Raw genomic sequence first — 17,382 nt, 5'->3', positions numbered from 1 at the left:
CGCGATGGTCGGATGACTCCCGTCAGAGACACGCAGATCGAGGGAGTCAGATCATGAGCGCACATGTCGGAGTGACCCGGTCCACCGGACGCACACGGTGGCTGACGCTCAACGGCGGGCTGTGGGCCCTGCAGGTCCTGTGGGGCTTCTTCTTCGCCGGTAGCGGTTTCGGCAAGGTGTTGTTGTACGACGGCACGCTGTATGCGGAAGCGCCCCGGGCCGTCGCGTGGTACGGCGCGGTATCACAGCCCCTGATCGTCTTCATCGGGGTTTGCGAGGTGCTCGGCGGCATCGGTCTGATCCTGCCCGCCATCACCCGGGTGAAGCCGAAACTGACGCCGCTCGCCGCCGCCGGCCTGACGGTGACCATGATCCTGGCGGCCGGTTTCCACCTCACGCGCGGCGAGTACGCGCTGGTGCCGGCCAACCTCGTGCTGGGAGCGGTCGCCGCGTTCATCGCGGTCGGACGGTGGAAGCTCCGGCGCATCGCGCCCGCGCCGCTCACCACCGCACGTGTGCTCACGTCGCTCGCCGTCCTCGGCCTACTGGTCCTGACGACGTTCGTCCCGACCTGGTACACGATGACCCACGCTCAGTTCTGATCGTTCCCGCGACAGCGCCAGCGCCCGGTCGGGGTGGCCCGCCGCGCGGCACGTCTCGGCGTACGTCTGCAGGACCTCCAGCTCCAGTTGCGTCTCGGCGAGCGGTTCCAGCAGCTCCATGGCCCGCCGGTGGTGCTCGATCGCCTCGTCGTACGAGCCGGTGATCCGCAACGCCACGCCGAGATAGTTGTGGCACCACGCCTGCTGGTGCTGCAGGGCGTTGTCCTGCGCCAGCCGCAGCGCCTCGTGCAGTACGTGCAGCGACTCGGCGGGATCGTCCGGTGCCAGGGCGACGCCGAGGGTGACCAGCCCGGTGATGCGGGCCGGCCCGGTGGCCATCGCGACGGATGCCCGGGCGAGTTCGACGGCCTCGTCGCGTTCCCCGAGCCGCAGCGCCGACCAGCCGTCGAAGGCCAGCGCCTGGGACTGGCCGCCGCGCTGGCCGAGCCGCTCGAACAGGTCCCGGGCCCGCCGGAAGCACACCCGGGCCGCCGCGAAGTCGCCGAGATCGCGGCGCACGAAGCCGGTGCGCAGCGCCAGCCCCGCGGCGAGGTCGTCGGCCAACGGCCCGGCCCGCTCGGCGGCCTCGTACGCCGCGAGCGCCTCGGTGAGGCGTCCGGCCGCGGCGCGGGCGAAGCCGAGGTCGGCGAGCAGCGCGGCCCGCTGCTGGTCGCGGCCGAGCCGCCCCGCGGCCGCCGCGGCCGACTCGAGCAGGCGGCCCTGGTCGTCGGTGCCGCGGTGCCGGAAGAACCACACGCGCATGGCCTGCGGCAGGTCGGCCACCACGTCGTCCAGGCCCAGCCGCGCCGCGGCGTCGACGGCGGCCACGAGATTCCCGTGCTCGACGTCGAACCAGGCGGCGTCCGCGGCACGTTCCCGGGCGACCGCCTGCTCCCGGTAGTGGCCGAGAACCCGGCGCAGGGCGTCCCCGGCGCGCGGCTCCTCCGCGGCGGCGAGGTCGGCCGCGTACTGCCGGATCAGGTCGTGCATGCGGTACCGGCCGGGCGAGGTCTCCTCGATCAGGTGGGCGTCGAGCAGTTCCTCCAGCGCCGCCTCGCACTCCGCGGGCGGCACGTCGGCGAGCGCGGCCGCCGCCGCGGTGTCGACGTCGGCGCCCGGCAGGACACCGAGCAGGCGGAACATGCGGCGCTGGGCCGCGTCGAGCTGCCGCAGCGACATGCCGAACACGGCGTCGAAGCGGTTGGCGCCGTCGCGCAACCGCTCGGCCAGCACCGCCACCGTCCACCCCGGACGGTGGCGCAGCCGTGCTCCCGCCATCCGCAGCGCCAGTGGCAGGCCGCCGCACTGCCGCAGCACCCGGCCGACCGCGTCGCCCTCGCCGGAACCGGGCGCGTCGCCCTCACCCGACCCGGGCGCGTCGAACCGGAACCCGGCCGCGCGGCCGAACAGGTGCGCCGCGTCGTCGTCGGTCAGCGGTTCGAGCGAGACCGGCGGCACCCCGTCGAGCTCGACCAGCCGATGGCGGCTGGTGATCAGCGCCGCGGACCTGCCGGCGCCCGGCAGCAGCGGGCGTACCTGCTCTTCGTCGACGGCGTTGTCGAGCACCACCAGCACCCGGCGGCGGGACAGCTCAGAGCGCCAGAGCGACGCGCGTTCGGCGGTGCCGGCCGGCGACTGCGCGACGTCCAGCGCGTCCAGCAGGTTGCGCAGCGCGGCGTGCGGCTCCAGCGGTTCCTGGCCCGGGGTGAAGCCGTGCAGGTCGAGGTAGAGGCCGCCGTCCGGATACGCCGCGGCGAGCCGGTGGGCCACGTGGACGGCCAGGCTGGTCTTGCCCACACCCGCCATGCCGTCGATCGCGACCACGCCGCCCGCGCGGAGCAGCTCCTCCACCCGGGCGGCCGCCGCCTCGCGGCCGGTGAAGTCGAACAGATCGGCCGGCAGGTCGTTCCGGCGCGGCGCGGGCGCGGGACCTGCCCGGGACGCCTCGACCCAGATCGCGCGCAGCGGCCGGGGGTCACGGCGGACGGCCCGGCAGAGCGCAACGACGGCCTCCCACGGCGGCACGAGCCGGCCCGTGAGGTACCGCGACAGCGAGGAGCTGCTCAGGCCGGCCTCGCCCGCGAGGGCACGCAGGCTGAGCCCGCTCAACTCCTTGATCGAGGCGAGTTGAGCAACGAGACGCTCCTGGGGGGTGGTCACCCGAAACACCGTACTGTCCCGGCCCCGGCGGGTGGATCTAGAGGACGTTTTCCCTGTTCACGGGCCTGCTCGTGTCCCACGGTGTCCCACGGGGCACGCGCTGCGCGGCGCCGCGATGGTCGGATTGCTCCCGACGGAAACGACGGAACCGCACGACGAAGGAGGGGAACGATGCCGACCGAGCGCGTACCCGACCCGGCCATGGTGATCCCCGCGGCCGGGTCGGCCCTCACGGCCCTCACCGCGGCCGTCGCCGGCGCCGGGCTGGACGGCAGGCTGCTCGCGCTCAGCCACCTGCGCGCCAGCCAGATCAACGGATGCGGCCCGGGCGTGGCCGACGGCGCCGCGCGGGCCCGCCACCACGGCGCCACCACCAACCAGGTGGACGCGGTCGCGGCCTGGCGGGAGACGCCCTGGTTCAGCGACGAGGAACGCGCCGCGCTGGCGCTCACCGAGGCCGCGACCCGGCTCGCCGACCGGCCGGACCCCGTGCCCGACGCGGTGTGGGACGTGGCCGCCAAGCACTTCGACCAGAAGGAACTGGCCGTGCTGCTGCTCAGCATCGCCGTCACCAACGCCGTCAACCGCCTCGACGTGCCGACCCGCCAGCAGGCCGGCAACCCGTGAACCCCGACCCGACCGAGAGGAATACCGACATGTCCGCGAAGAACACCACCGACGCCGAGACCCACATGACCGAGGACGAGCGCGCCGCCCTGAAGGAGCGCGCCAAGGAGATCAAGGGTGCCCGCCGGGGCACCAAGGCAGCCGTCGACCCCGAGGCCGAGGTGCTCGCGAAGATCGCCGAGATGGCGGACGCCGACCGGCGGCTGGCCGAGCGGGTGCACGCGTTGATCAGGGCAACCGCCCCGGGCCTCACGCCCCGGCTGTGGTACGGCATGCCCGCCTACGCCCGCGCCGGCAAGATCGTCTGTCACTTCCAGCCCGCGTCGAAGTTCAAGACCCGGTACGCCACGCTGGGCTTCAGCGACGAGGCCAACCTCGACGACGGCACCGCGTGGCCGGTCGCGTACGCCGTGACCGAGCTGACCGCCGACGCCAAGGCCGCGCTCGCCGCGGTCCTCAGGCGGGCCGTCAGCTGAAAGCGCCGCCGTACTCTGGACCCGTGTACGTGCCGTGGGTGCCGCCGGTTCTGTATGCCGCGGTGCTCACGGCCGGGTTGTACGCCGGGGCGGCCGGGCTGGGCGACACCCGGCCGGTGGCGCTGATCGCCGGGCTCGCGCTGCTCGTGGCCGTCGACCTGGTCGAGCGTCGGGGTCGCGGGTCCCGGGTGCTGTTGTTCGCCGTGCGGGTGGCGTTGTACCTGCTCGTGGTCGCCGCCGACGGGTCCGGGGTCGCGAAGGCGCTGTTCGTGCTCGTCCCGGTGATCGCGTACTTCTCGTTCGGGCGCGTTGCCAGCATCGCGAGCGCGGTCGCCTGCCTGGCGGCGCTGGTCGTCGCGAACGCGGTTTCGACCCCGCGATGGTGGACCGACCTGGAGCGGGTGACCGACCTGTTGATGGTCGGGCTGGGGCTGCTGCTCGCGATCACGATGGCGGCGATGGCGGTCGAGGAGCGGCGGCTCCGGGTGCGGCTGGAGGCGGGCAACGACCGGTTGCGCGCGTACGCCGCCGAGGTGGCGGAGCTGTCCACGGTCGCCGAACGCAACCGCCTCGCCCGCGACATCCACGACGGGCTCGGCCACCATCTCACCGAGTCGGCGATCCTCATCGAGCAGGCGTCGGCGTTCCGGAGCAGCGACCCGGCCGCCGCCGACCGGGCGCTCGTCGAGGCGCACCGGGCGGTGCGGCAGGCGCTGGACGACGTGCGGCAGTCCGTGCGCGCGCTGCATCCCGAAGCGTTCCGGTTGTCCACCGCCGTCGCGGGACTCGGGGGCGGCCCGGTGTCGATCGACGTATCGGGAGACGAGGACGGGCACCCGCTGCCCGTGCTGACCGCGGTCTACCGGGCCGCGCAGGAGGGCGTCACCAACGCCCGCCGGCACGCCGGCGCCGAACGGATCACCGTGCGGCTCGCGTTCGAACCGTCCGCGGTGACGTTGGTGGTCGCCGACGACGGCTGCGGGTTCGTGCCCGACCGGTCCGGGTTCGGGTTGACCGGGATGCGCGAACGCATCGCGGAGGTCGGCGGCAACGTCGACGTCGACAGCCGTCCCGGCGCCGGTACCCGGCTGACGGTGAGCGTGCCGGCGTGACCGCGTCCGACGACGACGTGCGGGTGCTCGTGGTCGACGACCAGCGGCTGATCCGCGACGGCATCGCGTCGCTGCTCGGGCTGCAGCCCGGCGTCACCGTGGTCGGCACCGCGGCCAACGGCCGCGAGGCGGTGGAACAGGCCGTGACGCTGCGACCGGACGTGGTGCTGATGGACGTCCGGATGCCCGACGTCGACGGGATCACCGCCCTGGAGACGATCCGGCGGCAGGCACCCGGCTGCCGCGTGGTGATGCTGACGACGTTCGACGACGAGGAGTACGTCGTGCCGGCAATGCGCGCCGGCGCCACCGGTTACCTGTTGAAGGACCTGCCGGCGCGGGAACTCGCGGGCGCGGTGCGGATGGCGCACGCGGGCGTGGCCCAACTGGACCCGGCGGCGGCCGCCCGCGTGGCGGCGGCGCTCACTCCGTCACAAAAGGAACCACCGACCATCGGGCAGCCACTGACGTCGCGCGAGCTCGACGTGCTCCGGTTCATTGCCCGGGGTGCCACCAACCGCGAGATCGCGACGCAGCTGCACCTCAGCGAGGGCACCGTGAAGAACCACATCTCGCGGCTCCTCACCCGGCTCGGGCTGCGCGACCGGACGCAGGCCGCGCTGTACGCGCGCGAGCACGGCTTCCTGTGACGAATGGCCAACGGGTTGGCCATTCGTCACTGTTCCGGTGCCGCCGCCGGCTCCTACGGTCACCGCATGATGCTGCTACGTTTCGGCGCCGCCTGCGGGGTGGTGCTCGGCCTGTCGATCGGCGTGCCCGGCGCGGTGGAGGCGTTCACCGGTGAGACCACCGCGACCAGCCTGGTGATCGGGCTCGGCGTCGCGTTCGGTCCGCCCGCGCTCACCGCGTTCTTTCTGTTGCGGGGCAACGGATCCGGCACGTTCCGCGCGGTGGCGTACGGGCTGAACGCGATCGGCCTGGGGCTGTTCGCGGGCGTCGCGTTCGCGCTGAACCTGGTGCTGTTCTTCCTCTCCGACGCCGTGGTCGAGGACGTGCTCGACGGTCCGACCGGTGCGGTGGTGCGGATCTGCGGGCTGGTGTTCGTGGCCGGCACGGTGCTGTTCGGCGCCACGATGATCCGCGACCGCGTGTTCCCGGCCGTTCCGGCGTGGGGCTACACGGTGACGCTGCCGCTGCTGGCACTGCTGGCGCCGCTCGACGACACCCCGCTGACGAGCGCCGTGCACCTGCTGGCCGCGGCGTCGCTGATCTGGTTGTCCGCCACGGTCTGGACGTCGTCGTCGCGGCGTACCTTGGTACCGGCATGAAACGATTACCGTCGGCCCGGGTGACCAACCTGACGCTGCTCGCCGCGTTGCTGATCGTGTTCGCCACCGGTGCGGGCGCGGTCGCCAGCGGCACGGCCGCGGGCCGGTGGGTGGTGATCGGGCATGGCGGCGCCGGAATCCTCCTGGTGCTGCTCGTTCCGGCGAAGCTGCGGGTGATCCGGGCCGGCCTGCGGCAGGCGCGCCGCACCCGGTGGCTGTCGCTGGTGCTCGCGGCCTTTGCGGTCGCCGTGCTGGTGCTGGGATTCGGGTACAGCACGGGTTTTCTGCGTACGGTGTCGGGGATCGACGGGCTGTGGCTGCACATCGCGCTGGCGCTGGCCCTCGTGCCCGTGCTGCTGTGGCATCTCGTCGCGCGCTTCGTGCGTCCCAGAAGAACCGACCTGTCCCGGCGGACCGCGCTGCGGACGGGTCTTCTGCTCGGCGGCGCCGCCGGCGTCTACGCGGCGACCGCCGGCGTGGTCGAACTGGCCGGCGCGCCCGGCGCCCGGCGGCGGTTCACCGGCTCGTACGAACGCGGCTCGTTCGAGCCTTCCGCGATGCCCAACACGATCTGGCTCAACGACACCGTGCCCACCATCGACGCCTGGCGCCTCACCGTGGGGGATGCGTCGTATTCCCTGTCCGACCTCAGTGGACGGTCGGTGACCCGGCGGGCACTGCTGGACTGCACGTCGGGCTGGTACGCCGAGCAGGACTGGTCGGGCGTGCCGGTGCGGGACCTGATCGGGCCGGTCGGCGACGCCCGCAGTCTCCTCGTGCGATCGTCGACCGGGTACCAGGTGCGGTTCCCGGTCGACGACGTCGACTCGTTGCTGCTCGCGATCGCCGTCGGCGGGCGGCCGTTGTCGCCCGGCCACGGGTATCCGGCGCGGTTGGTGGCGCCGGGGCGGCGCGGCTTCTGGTGGGTCAAATGGGTTGAGACGCTGGAGCTTTCGCCGACTCCGTGGTGGTGGCAGTCGCCGTTCCCGCTGGCGTGAGGCTCTCTTCCGGTGGGCCGTACACCGGTGGTGCGAGTTCCGGCTCCGGCGTCCCCCGACACAGTTTCCTCCGCACCGCGACCACGCCCGCCGCCACCGCGACCCCCGCGCCCACGACCACCTTCACCGCCTTCGTCGTGAACAGGATCTTCGTGACGAAGCCACCGACCGGCGAGAAAACGAACGCCCAGATCGGGTCCCACTGCCAGTAGACGAGCGAGCCGACCGCGGAAAGGCCCACCAGCACGGCGATTGCTGTCACCCACTTCTTCATGCGACTCACGGTATGGCCGCGACCATCCACGGTCGTCGTGCTCCGGCAGGGTTCCCACCCCCACCCGGAGGCATAGGACGGTCAGCCGTTGCGGGCGGTCTGCGGGCCGGTGATGCGGCCCAGCAGCGGCAGGGTCGACGCGATGATCGCCAGCGACGCGATCAGGCCGGCGCCCACGATCAGGTAGTAGGCCGGATGCGGCGTCACCAGGTCGTACCTGAACTGCGACCGCAGGAACAGTTGCGCCGCCAGGAAACCGCCGCCGATCGCCAGGACCGCCACCACCAGCAGCGGCACGGCGCTTTCCAGGATGAGGACCCGCCGCAGCACCGACAGCGGCACGCCGGTGAGCCGGAGCAGGCTGAACGGGCGCTTCCGTTCGCTGATCCCGCCCGCGACGCTCACCGCGAGGCTGCACCCGGCGATGGCCAGGCTGGTGAGGATCACGACGTTGGCCAGCCGCTGCCACTGCACCAGCGTGTTGGTGAAGTCGCTCTCCCACTCGCCCGCGGTGCCGGCGAACCGGACGAACGGGAACGCGGCGCTCAACTCGGTGCGGGCCCGTTCCAGCGCGGCCGTCGAGCCGTCGGTGTTCACCACGATCGACGCCACCGGCAGCGCGTCCAGGTCGGCCGGCGCGATGTCGGCGGTCGGCCAGGGCAGGGCGTTGTCCTCGTTGTCGCGCCAGTCGACCAGACCGTCGGCGACCTGCGCGACCTGCGCGCCCGGCGCGCAGTGGCCCAACGCCGGATCGGCGGCGAGGACGGCGCACGACACGAAGCCGGGCAGTTCCGCGGCCGGCGACGGGAAGTCGGCGTTCTCCCGCACCACCGTGACACTGCGGGTGCCCGGGATGGCGCGCAGGTCGGCGGAGAGCCCGTCGAGCCGTGCCCGGTCGGCCTGGATCGGCCCCTCGTGGAACGTCACCGCCACCGCGTTCGAGAAGGCCGCGCCGCCGGCGCCCGGTCCGCGCTCGGCGACGATCGTGGTGATCACGCCGGTGGCCACGCTGGTGACGAACAGCGCCAGCATGAGCCCGCTGACCGCGCGGAACCCGGCCCGCGGGTCGTCGGCGAGACGCCGGCCGGCGATCAGCGTCGCCGGCCGACCCGACCGCAGCGCGAGCAGCCGCGACCCGGTCATGGTCAGCCACGGCCCGGCGATCACCAGACCGATCATCATCAGCAGAATTCCGGAGATGTAGGCCATGATCTGCTGGTCGGACGTTGGCGGTCGGCGTCCGACGAAATACACGAGCTCGAGGACGCCCAGCAGCAGCGGAATCAGCCGCCACGCCGTCGGCGGACGCGGCGTGACCCGGCGCACCACCCCCAGCGGCGAGATGCGGACCCGGCGCATCGCGACCCGCGCCGACAGCGCGGCGAGCACGGGGACGCCGAGCGCGACCACGAGCACGTCGAGCGGGGTCAGTGCCAGGTCGGCGGAGTGGAACGGTTCGAGCGTGAACGCGATCGACAGCATGGCCGGCCGGATCGCCAGGTACAGCCCGAAGCCGGCGACGGTGCCGATCACGGCCGACGTGGTCGACTCCACCGCCGAGATCACCGACACCTGCCGGGGCGTGGCCCCGACCAGCCGCATCGCGGCGAACCGCTGTTCGCGCCGGGCCGCGGTGAGCCGGGTGGCGCCGGCGACGAGGATCAGCAGCGGGAACAGGATCGCCGCGCCGACGATCGCCAGCAGCATCTTGATCGCGTCCTCGCCGTTGCCGACGTAGCACCTCTCGCAGTCCTTCGGGTCGACGGCCATGATCGAGCCGACCCGCCGGGCGCCGGGCTGGCCGGCCAGCTCGTCGGGCGCGTGCCCGACCACCGCGATCAGCGCCTCGGGGCCGGGCAGCGCCGCGTCGCCGAGCGTGCCCGCCGGCCGGCCAACGTAGCGGTCGCCGAGCTGGTCGGCCGGGGTCTTCGCGATCAGGTCGGCCAGCGCCGGGGACACGTAGTACTCCCCCGGACCGGGCAGCCGCGACATTCCGGGCGGCAGCGGCGCGGCGGCGCCGTCGATGGTGGCGACGTCGATCTGCACGATCGCTCTTCCGTCGTAGCGGTCCATGCGGATCAACCACCACAGCGGACCGTTCCCGTCGACGGTGGTCGGCTCCAGGCTGGTGTTCAGCCACGCGTAGCGGGCGTTCTGCGCGTCGACGGCGTTCGTTCCGGCCACCACGGCGAGCAGCATGCCCACGCCGACCGCCACCGCCGCGGCGATGACGACCAGCCGCGCGACGGCCTCCCGCCCGCTGGCGACGGCGAGCCGCAGGCCGAACCGGATCATGAGGCCGCTGCCAGGGACGCGACCTTGCCATCGCGGACCATCACGTGCCGGTCGGCGTACGCCGCCACCCGGGCCTCGTGGGTGACCAGCACGACCGTGGTGCCCTGCTCCCGCGCGGACGCGACCAGCAGGTCCATCACCTGTTCGCCGGTGAGCGAGTCGAGCGCGCCGGTGGGCTCGTCGGCGAACAGCACCGACGGCTCGGCCACCAGGCCCCGGGCGAGCGCCACCCGCTGCGCCTGCCCACCGGACAGTTCGCCCGACCGGCGGCGCTCGAGGCCGTCCAGACCGAGCTTGGCGAACCACGGCGCGGTCGCCGCGACGGCCTTCGCCCGGCGGACGCCGGCGAGCAGCAACGGCAGCGCCACGTTCTCCTCGGCGGTGAGCTCCGGCACGAGCTGGCCGAACTGGAACACGAACCCGCAGCGGTCGCGACGCAGCGCGCTGCGCTCGGTCTCGCCGAGCGTGTCGATCCGCTGCCCGCCGAAGTGGATCTCCCCCTCGTCGGGCACGAGGATGCCGGCCAGGCAGTGCAGCAGCGTCGACTTGCCCGACCCGCTGGGCCCCATGACCGCGACGATCTCCCCCTGTTCGACCGCGAGATCGGCGCCGCGCAGGGCCGGGGTCTGCCCGAAGCTGAGCTTGACGCCCTTGGCCTCGATCATCGCCTCGATCATCGGCGCACCACCGCCTCGCGCAGGGCGTCGAGCCGGGCGACGGTCATGTCGATCCAGCGCAGGTCGGCTTCCAGGTGGAACAGGCCGTGGTCGGCGAGCAGGGCGTCGACGAGTTCACCGGTGCGCTTGAGCTCGGTGAGGTCGCGCATGCGCACGATGTGGGCGTTCCGCTGGGCGTCGAGGTACTCCTCGGCCGGGCGGCCGAGCATCAGAGCCAGGACGACCTTGGAGAACAGCACCGTCTGCAGGTGCGGCTCCGGCTCGACCGGCTCGGCCAGCCACGTGCCGACCTCGGTGGCGCCGACCTCCGTGATCACGTAACGCTTACGGTCGGGACCCACCCCGGGCTCGACCTCGCCGATGACCACCTTGCCGTCGCGGGCCAGCCGCCCGAGCGTCGCGTAGACCTGCCCGAACGGCAGCGGCCTGCCCCGCCCGAAGAACATGTCGTAGTCGCGCTTGAGGTCGTACCCATGGCTGGGCTCCCGTTCAAGCAGGCCAAGCAGAGTGAGAGGAACGCTCATGCCAGCACCCTACCCCGAGGGTATACCCCGCGTATATACCCCCAGCGCACATCCCTCACGCTCCGCCCCGCAAAGTCGATCTTGCAGTTGTGGTGCCTCGCAAACCGGGTCGATATCGGGTGATTCCGGCACCACAACTGCAAGATCGACGGGGTCAGGGCCTATTGCCGCCGCGATGCGGCCACTATCGGGTCGATTTGTGCGCTTTGTCGCATCACAGCGTGACCAGTTGTAGATCTTGGACTCTCGTGGGTGTTATAGCACCCTTGGGAGTCCAAGATCCGCCGCCAGAACTACCCGGCGACGCGACGCGGCGCGGCGCGCGGCGCAGGCGATCTTGCAGTTGTGTCCGCTTGAAAGCGGGATGAAACCCCCCAAAACAGCGAGCACAACTGCAAGATCGACTCGGTCAGGGGGACTCCACCGCGGCGATGCGGTACTTCTTGACGTCCGCTGCGCGGATTGGCGGGGCGTCCGGGCCGGCGCCGCCCGATTCACGGAAGCGGTGGAGGGCCTCGTCGTCGGTCCAGCGTTCGTAGATGTTGATGCGGCCGGGCTCGATCGGGTCGGCCGCCTGCACGAAGTCGAGGCAGCCGGCGAACGCGCGGGCCTGGGGCGCGACATCCGCGACCGCTTCCAGGTAGCGGCCGCGGTCGGTGGGGTCGACGGTGATGTGTCCGGCGATGATGATCATTCGGCGTCCTCGCGGAGTTTCGTGCGGGCGTCCATCAGGGCGTAGCCCAACAGGTTGAGGCCCTCCCAGCGCTCGGGCGACCGGGCCCGCTCGTCGTCGGCGGTGAGGCCGATGCCCCAGACGCGGTCGAGCGGGCTCGCCTCGACCAGCACGCGATCGCCGGTGCCCAGCAGGTACGCCCGAAGGTCGTCGTGCTGGCCGAACTTCGCCACGCTGCCGGCCACCACGATGTCGTAGCGGGCGGCCACCCACCGGTCCTCGTCGAAGCCGCTCACCTGGCGGCCCAGCGTCTTCGCCTGGTTCGGGTGGCCGGCCTCAAGCACGCGCGAAGCCACGGAATCGTCGCCGAACAGCATCGCCTTCGACCACATCATGTAGTGCTCGGCCGTCGGGAAGACGCGGCCGTCGACGGTGAACGGCGCCGGCCACCACTGGCTCAGGCAGCTGGCGGTGATGCTCCCGTCGCGCGACGGCTGGTGACCCCAGAAGAACAGGTATTTCACCCGCCCACTATGCCTCAGGCGCCGCCCATGCCCGACGTGGTTACGCCCTGCACCAGCATCCGTTGGAACACGAGGAAGAACAGCCCGATCGGCAGCAGCGTGAGCACCGACATCGCGAACATCGCGCCGTACGACGTCTCGCTGGTCTGGTCGATGTAGAGCCGCAGCGCCAGCGGCAGCGTGTACTTCGCCGGCGTGCTCAGGTAGATCAGCTGGGACAGGAAATCGTTCCAGGTCCAGATGAACGTGAAGATCCCGGTGGTGACGAGCGCGGGGCGCGACAGCGGCAGCACCACGTACCCGAACGTGCGGATCGGGCCGCAGCCGTCGATGCGGGCGGCGTCGGCCAGTTCGTCGGGCAGGCCGCGCATGAACTGCACGATCAGGAAGATGAAGAACGCGTCGGTGGCGAGGAACTTCGGCAACGCCAACGGCCAGAACGTGTCGACCATCCCGAGCTCGTTGAAGATCGTGTACTGCGGGATGAGCACCACGTGCGCGGGCAGCATGATCGTCGCCAGCATCACCGCGAACAGCACCTTACGCAGCCGGAACTGCAGCCGCGCGAAGGCGTACGCGGCCAGCGTGCACGCCACCAGGTTGCCGACGACCGCCAGCACCGAGACGATCACCGAGTTGGCGAAGAACTGCCACGCCGAGACGCCGCCGGAGCCGGCCAGCGCGTCGGTGTAGTTGCCGAACACGAACCGCTTCGGCAGCAGCGAGAGGCTCGACAGGATCTCCTCGGTCGGCTTGAACGACATCGACACGAGCCACACGATCGGGTACAGCAGCACCGCCAGCAGCGTGAGGCACACGATGTGCCAACCGACCCGCCTCACTTGTCGCCCCCCGCGTAGAACACCCACGACCGCGACGTGCGGAACAGCAGCGCCGTCACCGCGGCGATCACGATCAGCAGCATCCACGCCATCGCCGACGCGTAGCCCATCCGGAAGTCGGTGAAGCCGCGCTGGTACAGGTACAGCGTGTAGAACAACGTCGAGTCGCTCGGCCCGCCGCGGCCGCCGCTCACGATGAACGCCGGCGTGAACGCCTGGAACGCGTGGATCGTCTCCAGCACCAGGTTGAACAGGATCACCGGCGACAGCATCGGAATGGTGATCGACCGGAACGACTGCCACCACCCGGCGCCGTCGATCGCGGCCGCGTCGTACAGCTCCGGCGGGATCTGCTTGAGGCCGGCCAGGAAGATGACCATCGGCGCGCCGAACTGCCACACCGCCAGCAGCACGATCGAGTAGAGCGCGTACGTCGGGTTCGACGTCCAGCCACCGGTGGTCAGGCCGACCGTGTTGAGCGCGCGGTCGATCGGGCCGCCGTTGTCGAACACGACGCGCCACACCAGCGCGACGGCGACGCTCGCGCCGAGCAGCGACGGCGCGTAGAACGCGGAGCGGTAGAAGCCCTGCATGCGTCCGCCGCGGTTCAGCAGCAACGCGACCGCCAGGGCCGCGGTCAGTTTCAAGGGGACCGAGATGAGCACGTACTTCGTGGTGACCCACACCGACGACCAGAACCGCGGATCCTCGGTGAACATCCGCTTGTAGTTGTCCAGTCCCACCCACTCGGGCGAGGTGAACAGGTCGTAGTCGGTGAAGGAGAGGTACAGCGACGCGAGCATCGGCCCGAGGGTGAGCAGCAGCGCGCCGGCCACCCACGGCGAGAGGAACAGGTAGGCGATCCCCGGCCGCTCGCCGTAGCGGTGGTGCTTCTTCGTCCGTTGCGGCCCGGCCGGGCCTTTCGACCCGGCCGGTCGGGTTTCCGTGATCGTCACTCTGACATCACGAGGACAGCGCCTGCTTGGCCTCGTTCATGAACTTCTCCGCGGCGGCCGGTATCGCCGACCGCTGGAACATCACGTCGTCGTACGTGCGCTGGAAGGCCGTCTTCACCGCACCGGCACCCTTCGGCGGGGGCGGCGGGGCGTCCTTCAGCTTGGGCAGCACGGCCGTCTCGAACTCGAAGGCGACCTTCGGCGGACCGGTGAGCCCGCCACCGACGCTCGCCCGGATGTCGCTGTTGACCGGCATGCCGCGGGACGTTCCGAGCACCTTGCCGGCCTCCGCGTCGTTGAGCAGGAAGTCGATGAGCTGCGCGGCCTCCTTCGGGTGCTCCGACTTGGCCGAGATCGAGATCAGCATCGACGGCTTGGCGTACTGGCCGAGGTTGTCGCTGTCGCTGGGGAACGGCGAGATCTTCATCTCGCGTCCCATGATCTCCCACGTCTTCGGCGTGAGACCGGAGTCGTAGCCGAAGCCGGACGACGCGGTCTTCTGCGTCACCGGGTCGTTCGCCTGCGAACCGTCGAGCTTCGAGGTGACGTCGGCCTGCGTGGCGGCGCCGCTGCGACGCAACCTGTCGGCCATCTCCCAGTACTTCTGGACGTCGGCCGCGGTGTAGCCGATCTTCCCCTCGTTGGTGTACAGGGTCTTGCCCTGCTGCCGCAGCCACACCTCGAACCAGTCCTCGATCGGCCCGAAGTCGGAGATCCCGCGCACCTTGTTTCCAGTGGACTGGCTCACCTTCGTGGCCGCCGCCTCCAGGTCGGCCCACGTCCAGCCGTCCTTGGGTGCGGTGGCGCCGGCGGTCTGCCAGGCGGCCGGGTCGTACATGAACTCCTGCGTGTTCTGGCCCATCGGGATGGAGTACAGCTTGCCGTTGACGGTGCCGCCGTTCAGCAGGCTCTTCGCCATCTTCGACGTGTCGACCTTCGCGCCCTTGGTGCCGAACTCGCGCAGCACGTTGCGGTCGGCGTACTCGCGCACGTAGCGGTAGTCCATCTGCAGCACGTCGGGCGCGCTACCGCCGGCGATCTCGGTGGCCATCTTCTGGAAGTAGGCGTTGAACTCCGCGAAGGAGGTCTCCACCTTGATGTTGGTGTGTTTGGCCTCGAACAGGTCGATGGCCTTCTCGGTGAGATCGGCCCGGTCGGCGTTGCCCCACCAGGTGAAGCGGAGCGTGACGTTGCCGCCGCCGCTCCCCTCGTCGTCGTCACCGCAGGCGACCGCGGTGCTCGCGACGAGCGTCAACGCAATGACAGCTGCAAATCTGGACGCCCAGCGTGCGGCGTGCCGCATGGCATTCCTCCCACGAACGTGCGATCGGCGGTGGGGCGGGTGTTCGACGGGCGCTCACCCTGAGGTAAGCGCTTTCCTAAAGATCACATGGGAATTGAAACATTTCAAGTCATCCGCTTGGAGGGAAGCTAGACCCGCCCCGGAGGCCCTGTCAAGGAGCCCGGGTTGCGGTTGCGCGGCAGTGGCCGCTGATGGCAAAGTTTGGCTGGCCGCCCAACAAAGTCCGTCATCCGCTGCACACCCGCAGAGGAGACAGGCATGCCCACTTTCCGTACCCGGCGGACGCTCACGGCGTCATGTATCGGGTTGGTCGCGAGCGTGAGCGCGCTCGCGGCCCCGACCACCGCGGGCGCCGCGCCGCCCGCCCCGAGCGTGGAACCGCAACTGGTGACGAGCGTCGACGTCAGTTCCGGGGGCACCGGCGCGCGGTTCCTGCTCGGCGACGTGTCCGGCGACGGCCGCCTCGATCTGGTGACGATGCAGCCGACGTACTCCGCCGACGACCGGTACATCGGACGCCAGGTGCAGGCGCTGACCGCGTACGACCTGAGCGGCGCGCAGTTGTGGCAGATCGGCACGCCCGACCCGCGCGTCACCAACAACGGCACCGACATCCCGGCCGAGATCTACGACATCGACGCCGACGGCGACAACGACGTGCTCGCCGTGATGTCCGACGAGTTCCGCATCTTCGACGGCGCCACCGGCGCGCTGCAGAAGGCGTTCCCGCTGCCGCACCCGGAGGCGCACGACACGATCGTCATCGCGAACTTCCGCGGCACGCCGACGCCGCAGGACATCGTGCTGAAGGACCGCTACAACAACGTCTGGGCGCTCGACAACGAGGGCCGTCTACTGTGGACGCACGCCGGAAACACCGGCCACCGCCCGTATCCGCACGACTTCACCGGCGACGGCCGGCAGGAACTGATCGCCGGCTACGACGTCCTCACGCCCGACGGGCAGGTGATCTGGACCGCCGACATGGCCGACCACGCCGACTCCATCGGGGTGGCCGACGTCGACGGTGACGGCGTCGAGGACATCGCGTTCGGCGGTGCCGGCCTCGGTGGCGGCAGCACGAACGTGTACCGGTCCGACGGCGCGCTGCTGTACAGCAACCCCGACGCCGTGGAGGCGCAACAGGTCGCGCTCGGCGACTTCCGGCCCGACCTGCCCGGCCTGGAACTGGCCGGCCTCGACCGCGTCGACCGCACGGCGACCACCGGCAAGGACGCGTTGTATCTGGTGGGTTCCGACGGCACCACGTTGTGGCAGGAACACCGGACGACGTTGGGTTGCTGGGGCACGGTCATGGAGCCCCTGCACAACTGGGACGGCCGCCACGCCGACCACATGCTCGTCTGGAACCGGGGCTGCGGCGAGATCGCCGGCATCTTCGACGGCACCGGCGCGCGCGTCGCGACGTTCCCCGTCGACGGCCGGATGGTGCGCGGCGACCTGTGCGGCGACGACCGCGGCGAGGTGGTCGACTACGTGATGGGCGACCGCGCGTACGTCTACTCGACCGGCCCGTGCGACCTGAACGCCAAGGTGACCGGCCGGCCGCTGCCGCAGGCCAAGCGCCTCTACAACTACAGCCGCTACACCGCCGAGGAGAAGCCGGCCGACCACGCCCGGGCGCGATGCGCGTGGGCGTCCTCCGCGACGCACCGGCACCCGGCGTCGGCCGCCAACGACGGCAGGGCGTGGACGACGTGGGAGCCGTCCCGCTTCGACCGCGACCCGCACTGGAAGGTCGACCTGGGCGCCGTCCGCGAACTGACCGGCATCCAGATCGACTGGGCCGGCCGCGCACCCCATGGCCGGGTGGTCGTCGAGTCCTCAATGGACGGTCACCACTGGACCAAGGTCCACAGTGGACCAATCCCCTCGCAGACCCTCTTCACCGCTCTGGCCCGCTACGTCCGCGTGGCGATCCCCCGCGGCGCGGAGGTCGCCGAGATGGCGATCCTCGGCACCCGCTGAACCACCCCCGGCCCACCCCTGGCCCACCCCTGGCGTGCGTCGATCTTGCAGTTGTGTACGG

General features: G+C 71.2%; 18 protein-coding genes. 8 read left to right on the top strand and 10 right to left on the bottom strand.

The features are described 5' to 3' along the window. The first annotated feature begins 53 nt into the window (after positions 1–53). On the top strand, positions 54–602 hold the full coding sequence (locus tag Vau01_RS34445; RefSeq protein WP_204001607.1) for a DoxX family protein: 549 nt from the start codon (positions 54–56) through the stop codon (positions 600–602). Here Vau01_RS34445 and Vau01_RS34440 read toward each other — a convergent pair. Continuing rightward, positions 543–2,762, bottom strand: coding sequence for an ATP-binding protein (locus Vau01_RS34440; protein ID WP_239152082.1), 2,220 nt, complete (start codon positions 2,760–2,762; stop codon positions 543–545). The two genes, Vau01_RS34445 and Vau01_RS34440, sit on opposite strands and share 60 nt — an antisense overlap. Positions 2,763–2,933: 171 nt before the next feature. Here Vau01_RS34440 and Vau01_RS34435 point away from each other — a divergent pair, with 171 nt between their 5' ends. From Vau01_RS34435 to Vau01_RS34410, 6 genes are all read left to right on the top strand, one after another. Further along, positions 2,934–3,389 carry a carboxymuconolactone decarboxylase family protein gene (locus Vau01_RS34435; protein WP_204001600.1) on the top strand — a complete coding sequence of 152 codons (456 nt, stop codon included), beginning with the start codon at positions 2,934–2,936 and terminating at the stop codon, positions 3,387–3,389. Between the two features lie 29 nt (positions 3,390–3,418). Further along, the gene (locus Vau01_RS34430) at positions 3,419–3,865 is read left to right on the top strand and encodes an iron chaperone (protein WP_204001597.1); all 447 of its coding nucleotides are present in this window, start codon (positions 3,419–3,421) and stop codon (positions 3,863–3,865) included. Positions 3,866–3,888: 23 nt separating this feature from the next. Then, the gene (locus Vau01_RS34425) at positions 3,889–4,977 is read left to right on the top strand and encodes a sensor histidine kinase (protein WP_204001595.1); all 1,089 of its coding nucleotides are present in this window, start codon (positions 3,889–3,891) and stop codon (positions 4,975–4,977) included. Beyond that, on the top strand, positions 4,974–5,627 hold the full coding sequence (locus tag Vau01_RS34420; protein ID WP_239152081.1) for a response regulator: 654 nt from the start codon (positions 4,974–4,976) through the stop codon (positions 5,625–5,627). The genes Vau01_RS34425 and Vau01_RS34420 overlap by 4 nt, the downstream gene beginning before the upstream one ends. Before the next feature lie 66 nt (positions 5,628–5,693). Further along, the gene (locus Vau01_RS34415; protein WP_204001592.1) at positions 5,694–6,266 is read left to right on the top strand and encodes a hypothetical protein; all 573 of its coding nucleotides are present in this window, start codon (positions 5,694–5,696) and stop codon (positions 6,264–6,266) included. 20 nt (positions 6,267–6,286) lie between these two features. Further along, positions 6,287–7,264, top strand: coding sequence for a molybdopterin-dependent oxidoreductase (locus tag Vau01_RS34410; RefSeq protein WP_204001589.1), 978 nt, complete (start codon positions 6,287–6,289; stop codon positions 7,262–7,264). Here the strand turns inward: Vau01_RS34410 and Vau01_RS34405 are convergent. The 9 genes from Vau01_RS34405 to Vau01_RS34365 form a co-directional block, all read right to left on the bottom strand. Beyond that, positions 7,194–7,538 carry a hypothetical protein gene (locus Vau01_RS34405; protein WP_204001586.1) on the bottom strand — a complete coding sequence of 115 codons (345 nt, stop codon included), beginning with the start codon at positions 7,536–7,538 and terminating at the stop codon, positions 7,194–7,196. The two genes, Vau01_RS34410 and Vau01_RS34405, sit on opposite strands and share 71 nt — an antisense overlap. A gap of 81 nt (positions 7,539–7,619) precedes the next feature. Beyond that, positions 7,620–9,833: an FtsX-like permease family protein gene (locus tag Vau01_RS34400; protein WP_204001583.1), complete on the bottom strand. Its 2,214-nt coding sequence runs from the start codon at positions 9,831–9,833 to the stop codon at positions 7,620–7,622. Further along, entirely contained in the window at positions 9,830–10,507 is a 678-nt protein-coding gene (locus Vau01_RS34395; RefSeq protein ID WP_204001703.1) for an ABC transporter ATP-binding protein, read from the bottom strand. The genes Vau01_RS34400 and Vau01_RS34395 overlap by 4 nt, the downstream gene beginning before the upstream one ends. Then, positions 10,507–11,034 (bottom strand): PadR family transcriptional regulator, encoded by a 528-nt coding sequence (locus Vau01_RS34390; protein ID WP_204001580.1) that lies wholly within the window; start codon positions 11,032–11,034, stop codon positions 10,507–10,509. Before Vau01_RS34390 ends, Vau01_RS34395 begins: the two co-directional genes overlap by 1 nt. Before the next feature lie 409 nt (positions 11,035–11,443). Then, positions 11,444–11,728, bottom strand: a complete 285-nt coding sequence (locus Vau01_RS34385) for a putative quinol monooxygenase (RefSeq protein ID WP_204001577.1) — start codon at positions 11,726–11,728, stop codon at positions 11,444–11,446. Continuing rightward, positions 11,725–12,231: a riboflavin biosynthesis intermediates N-glycosidase gene (gene ybiA / locus Vau01_RS34380; protein ID WP_373320341.1), complete on the bottom strand. Its 507-nt coding sequence runs from the start codon at positions 12,229–12,231 to the stop codon at positions 11,725–11,727. Before ybiA ends, Vau01_RS34385 begins: the two co-directional genes overlap by 4 nt. A gap of 14 nt (positions 12,232–12,245) precedes the next feature. Then, complete coding sequence (locus Vau01_RS34375) at positions 12,246–13,073, bottom strand: carbohydrate ABC transporter permease (RefSeq protein ID WP_239152080.1); 828 nt, start codon at positions 13,071–13,073, stop codon at positions 12,246–12,248. Next, on the bottom strand, positions 13,070–14,029 hold the full coding sequence (locus Vau01_RS34370; protein WP_239152079.1) for a carbohydrate ABC transporter permease: 960 nt from the start codon (positions 14,027–14,029) through the stop codon (positions 13,070–13,072). Before Vau01_RS34370 ends, Vau01_RS34375 begins: the two co-directional genes overlap by 4 nt. 7 nt (positions 14,030–14,036) lie before the next feature. Continuing rightward, positions 14,037–15,332, bottom strand: coding sequence for an ABC transporter substrate-binding protein (locus Vau01_RS34365; protein ID WP_204001573.1), 1,296 nt, complete (start codon positions 15,330–15,332; stop codon positions 14,037–14,039). Between the two features lie 258 nt (positions 15,333–15,590). Here Vau01_RS34365 and Vau01_RS34360 point away from each other — a divergent pair, with 258 nt between their 5' ends. After that, positions 15,591–17,321 (top strand): discoidin domain-containing protein, encoded by a 1,731-nt coding sequence (locus Vau01_RS34360; protein ID WP_204001571.1) that lies wholly within the window; start codon positions 15,591–15,593, stop codon positions 17,319–17,321. Positions 17,322–17,382: the final 61 nt, after the last annotated feature.

Source organism: Virgisporangium aurantiacum, from assembly GCF_016863635.1.
GTDB lineage: Bacteria > Actinomycetota > Actinomycetes > Mycobacteriales > Micromonosporaceae > Virgisporangium > Virgisporangium aurantiacum.
The sequence above is the reverse complement of the archived record's forward strand: the minus strand, read 5'-3'. Positions and strand labels throughout refer to the sequence as shown.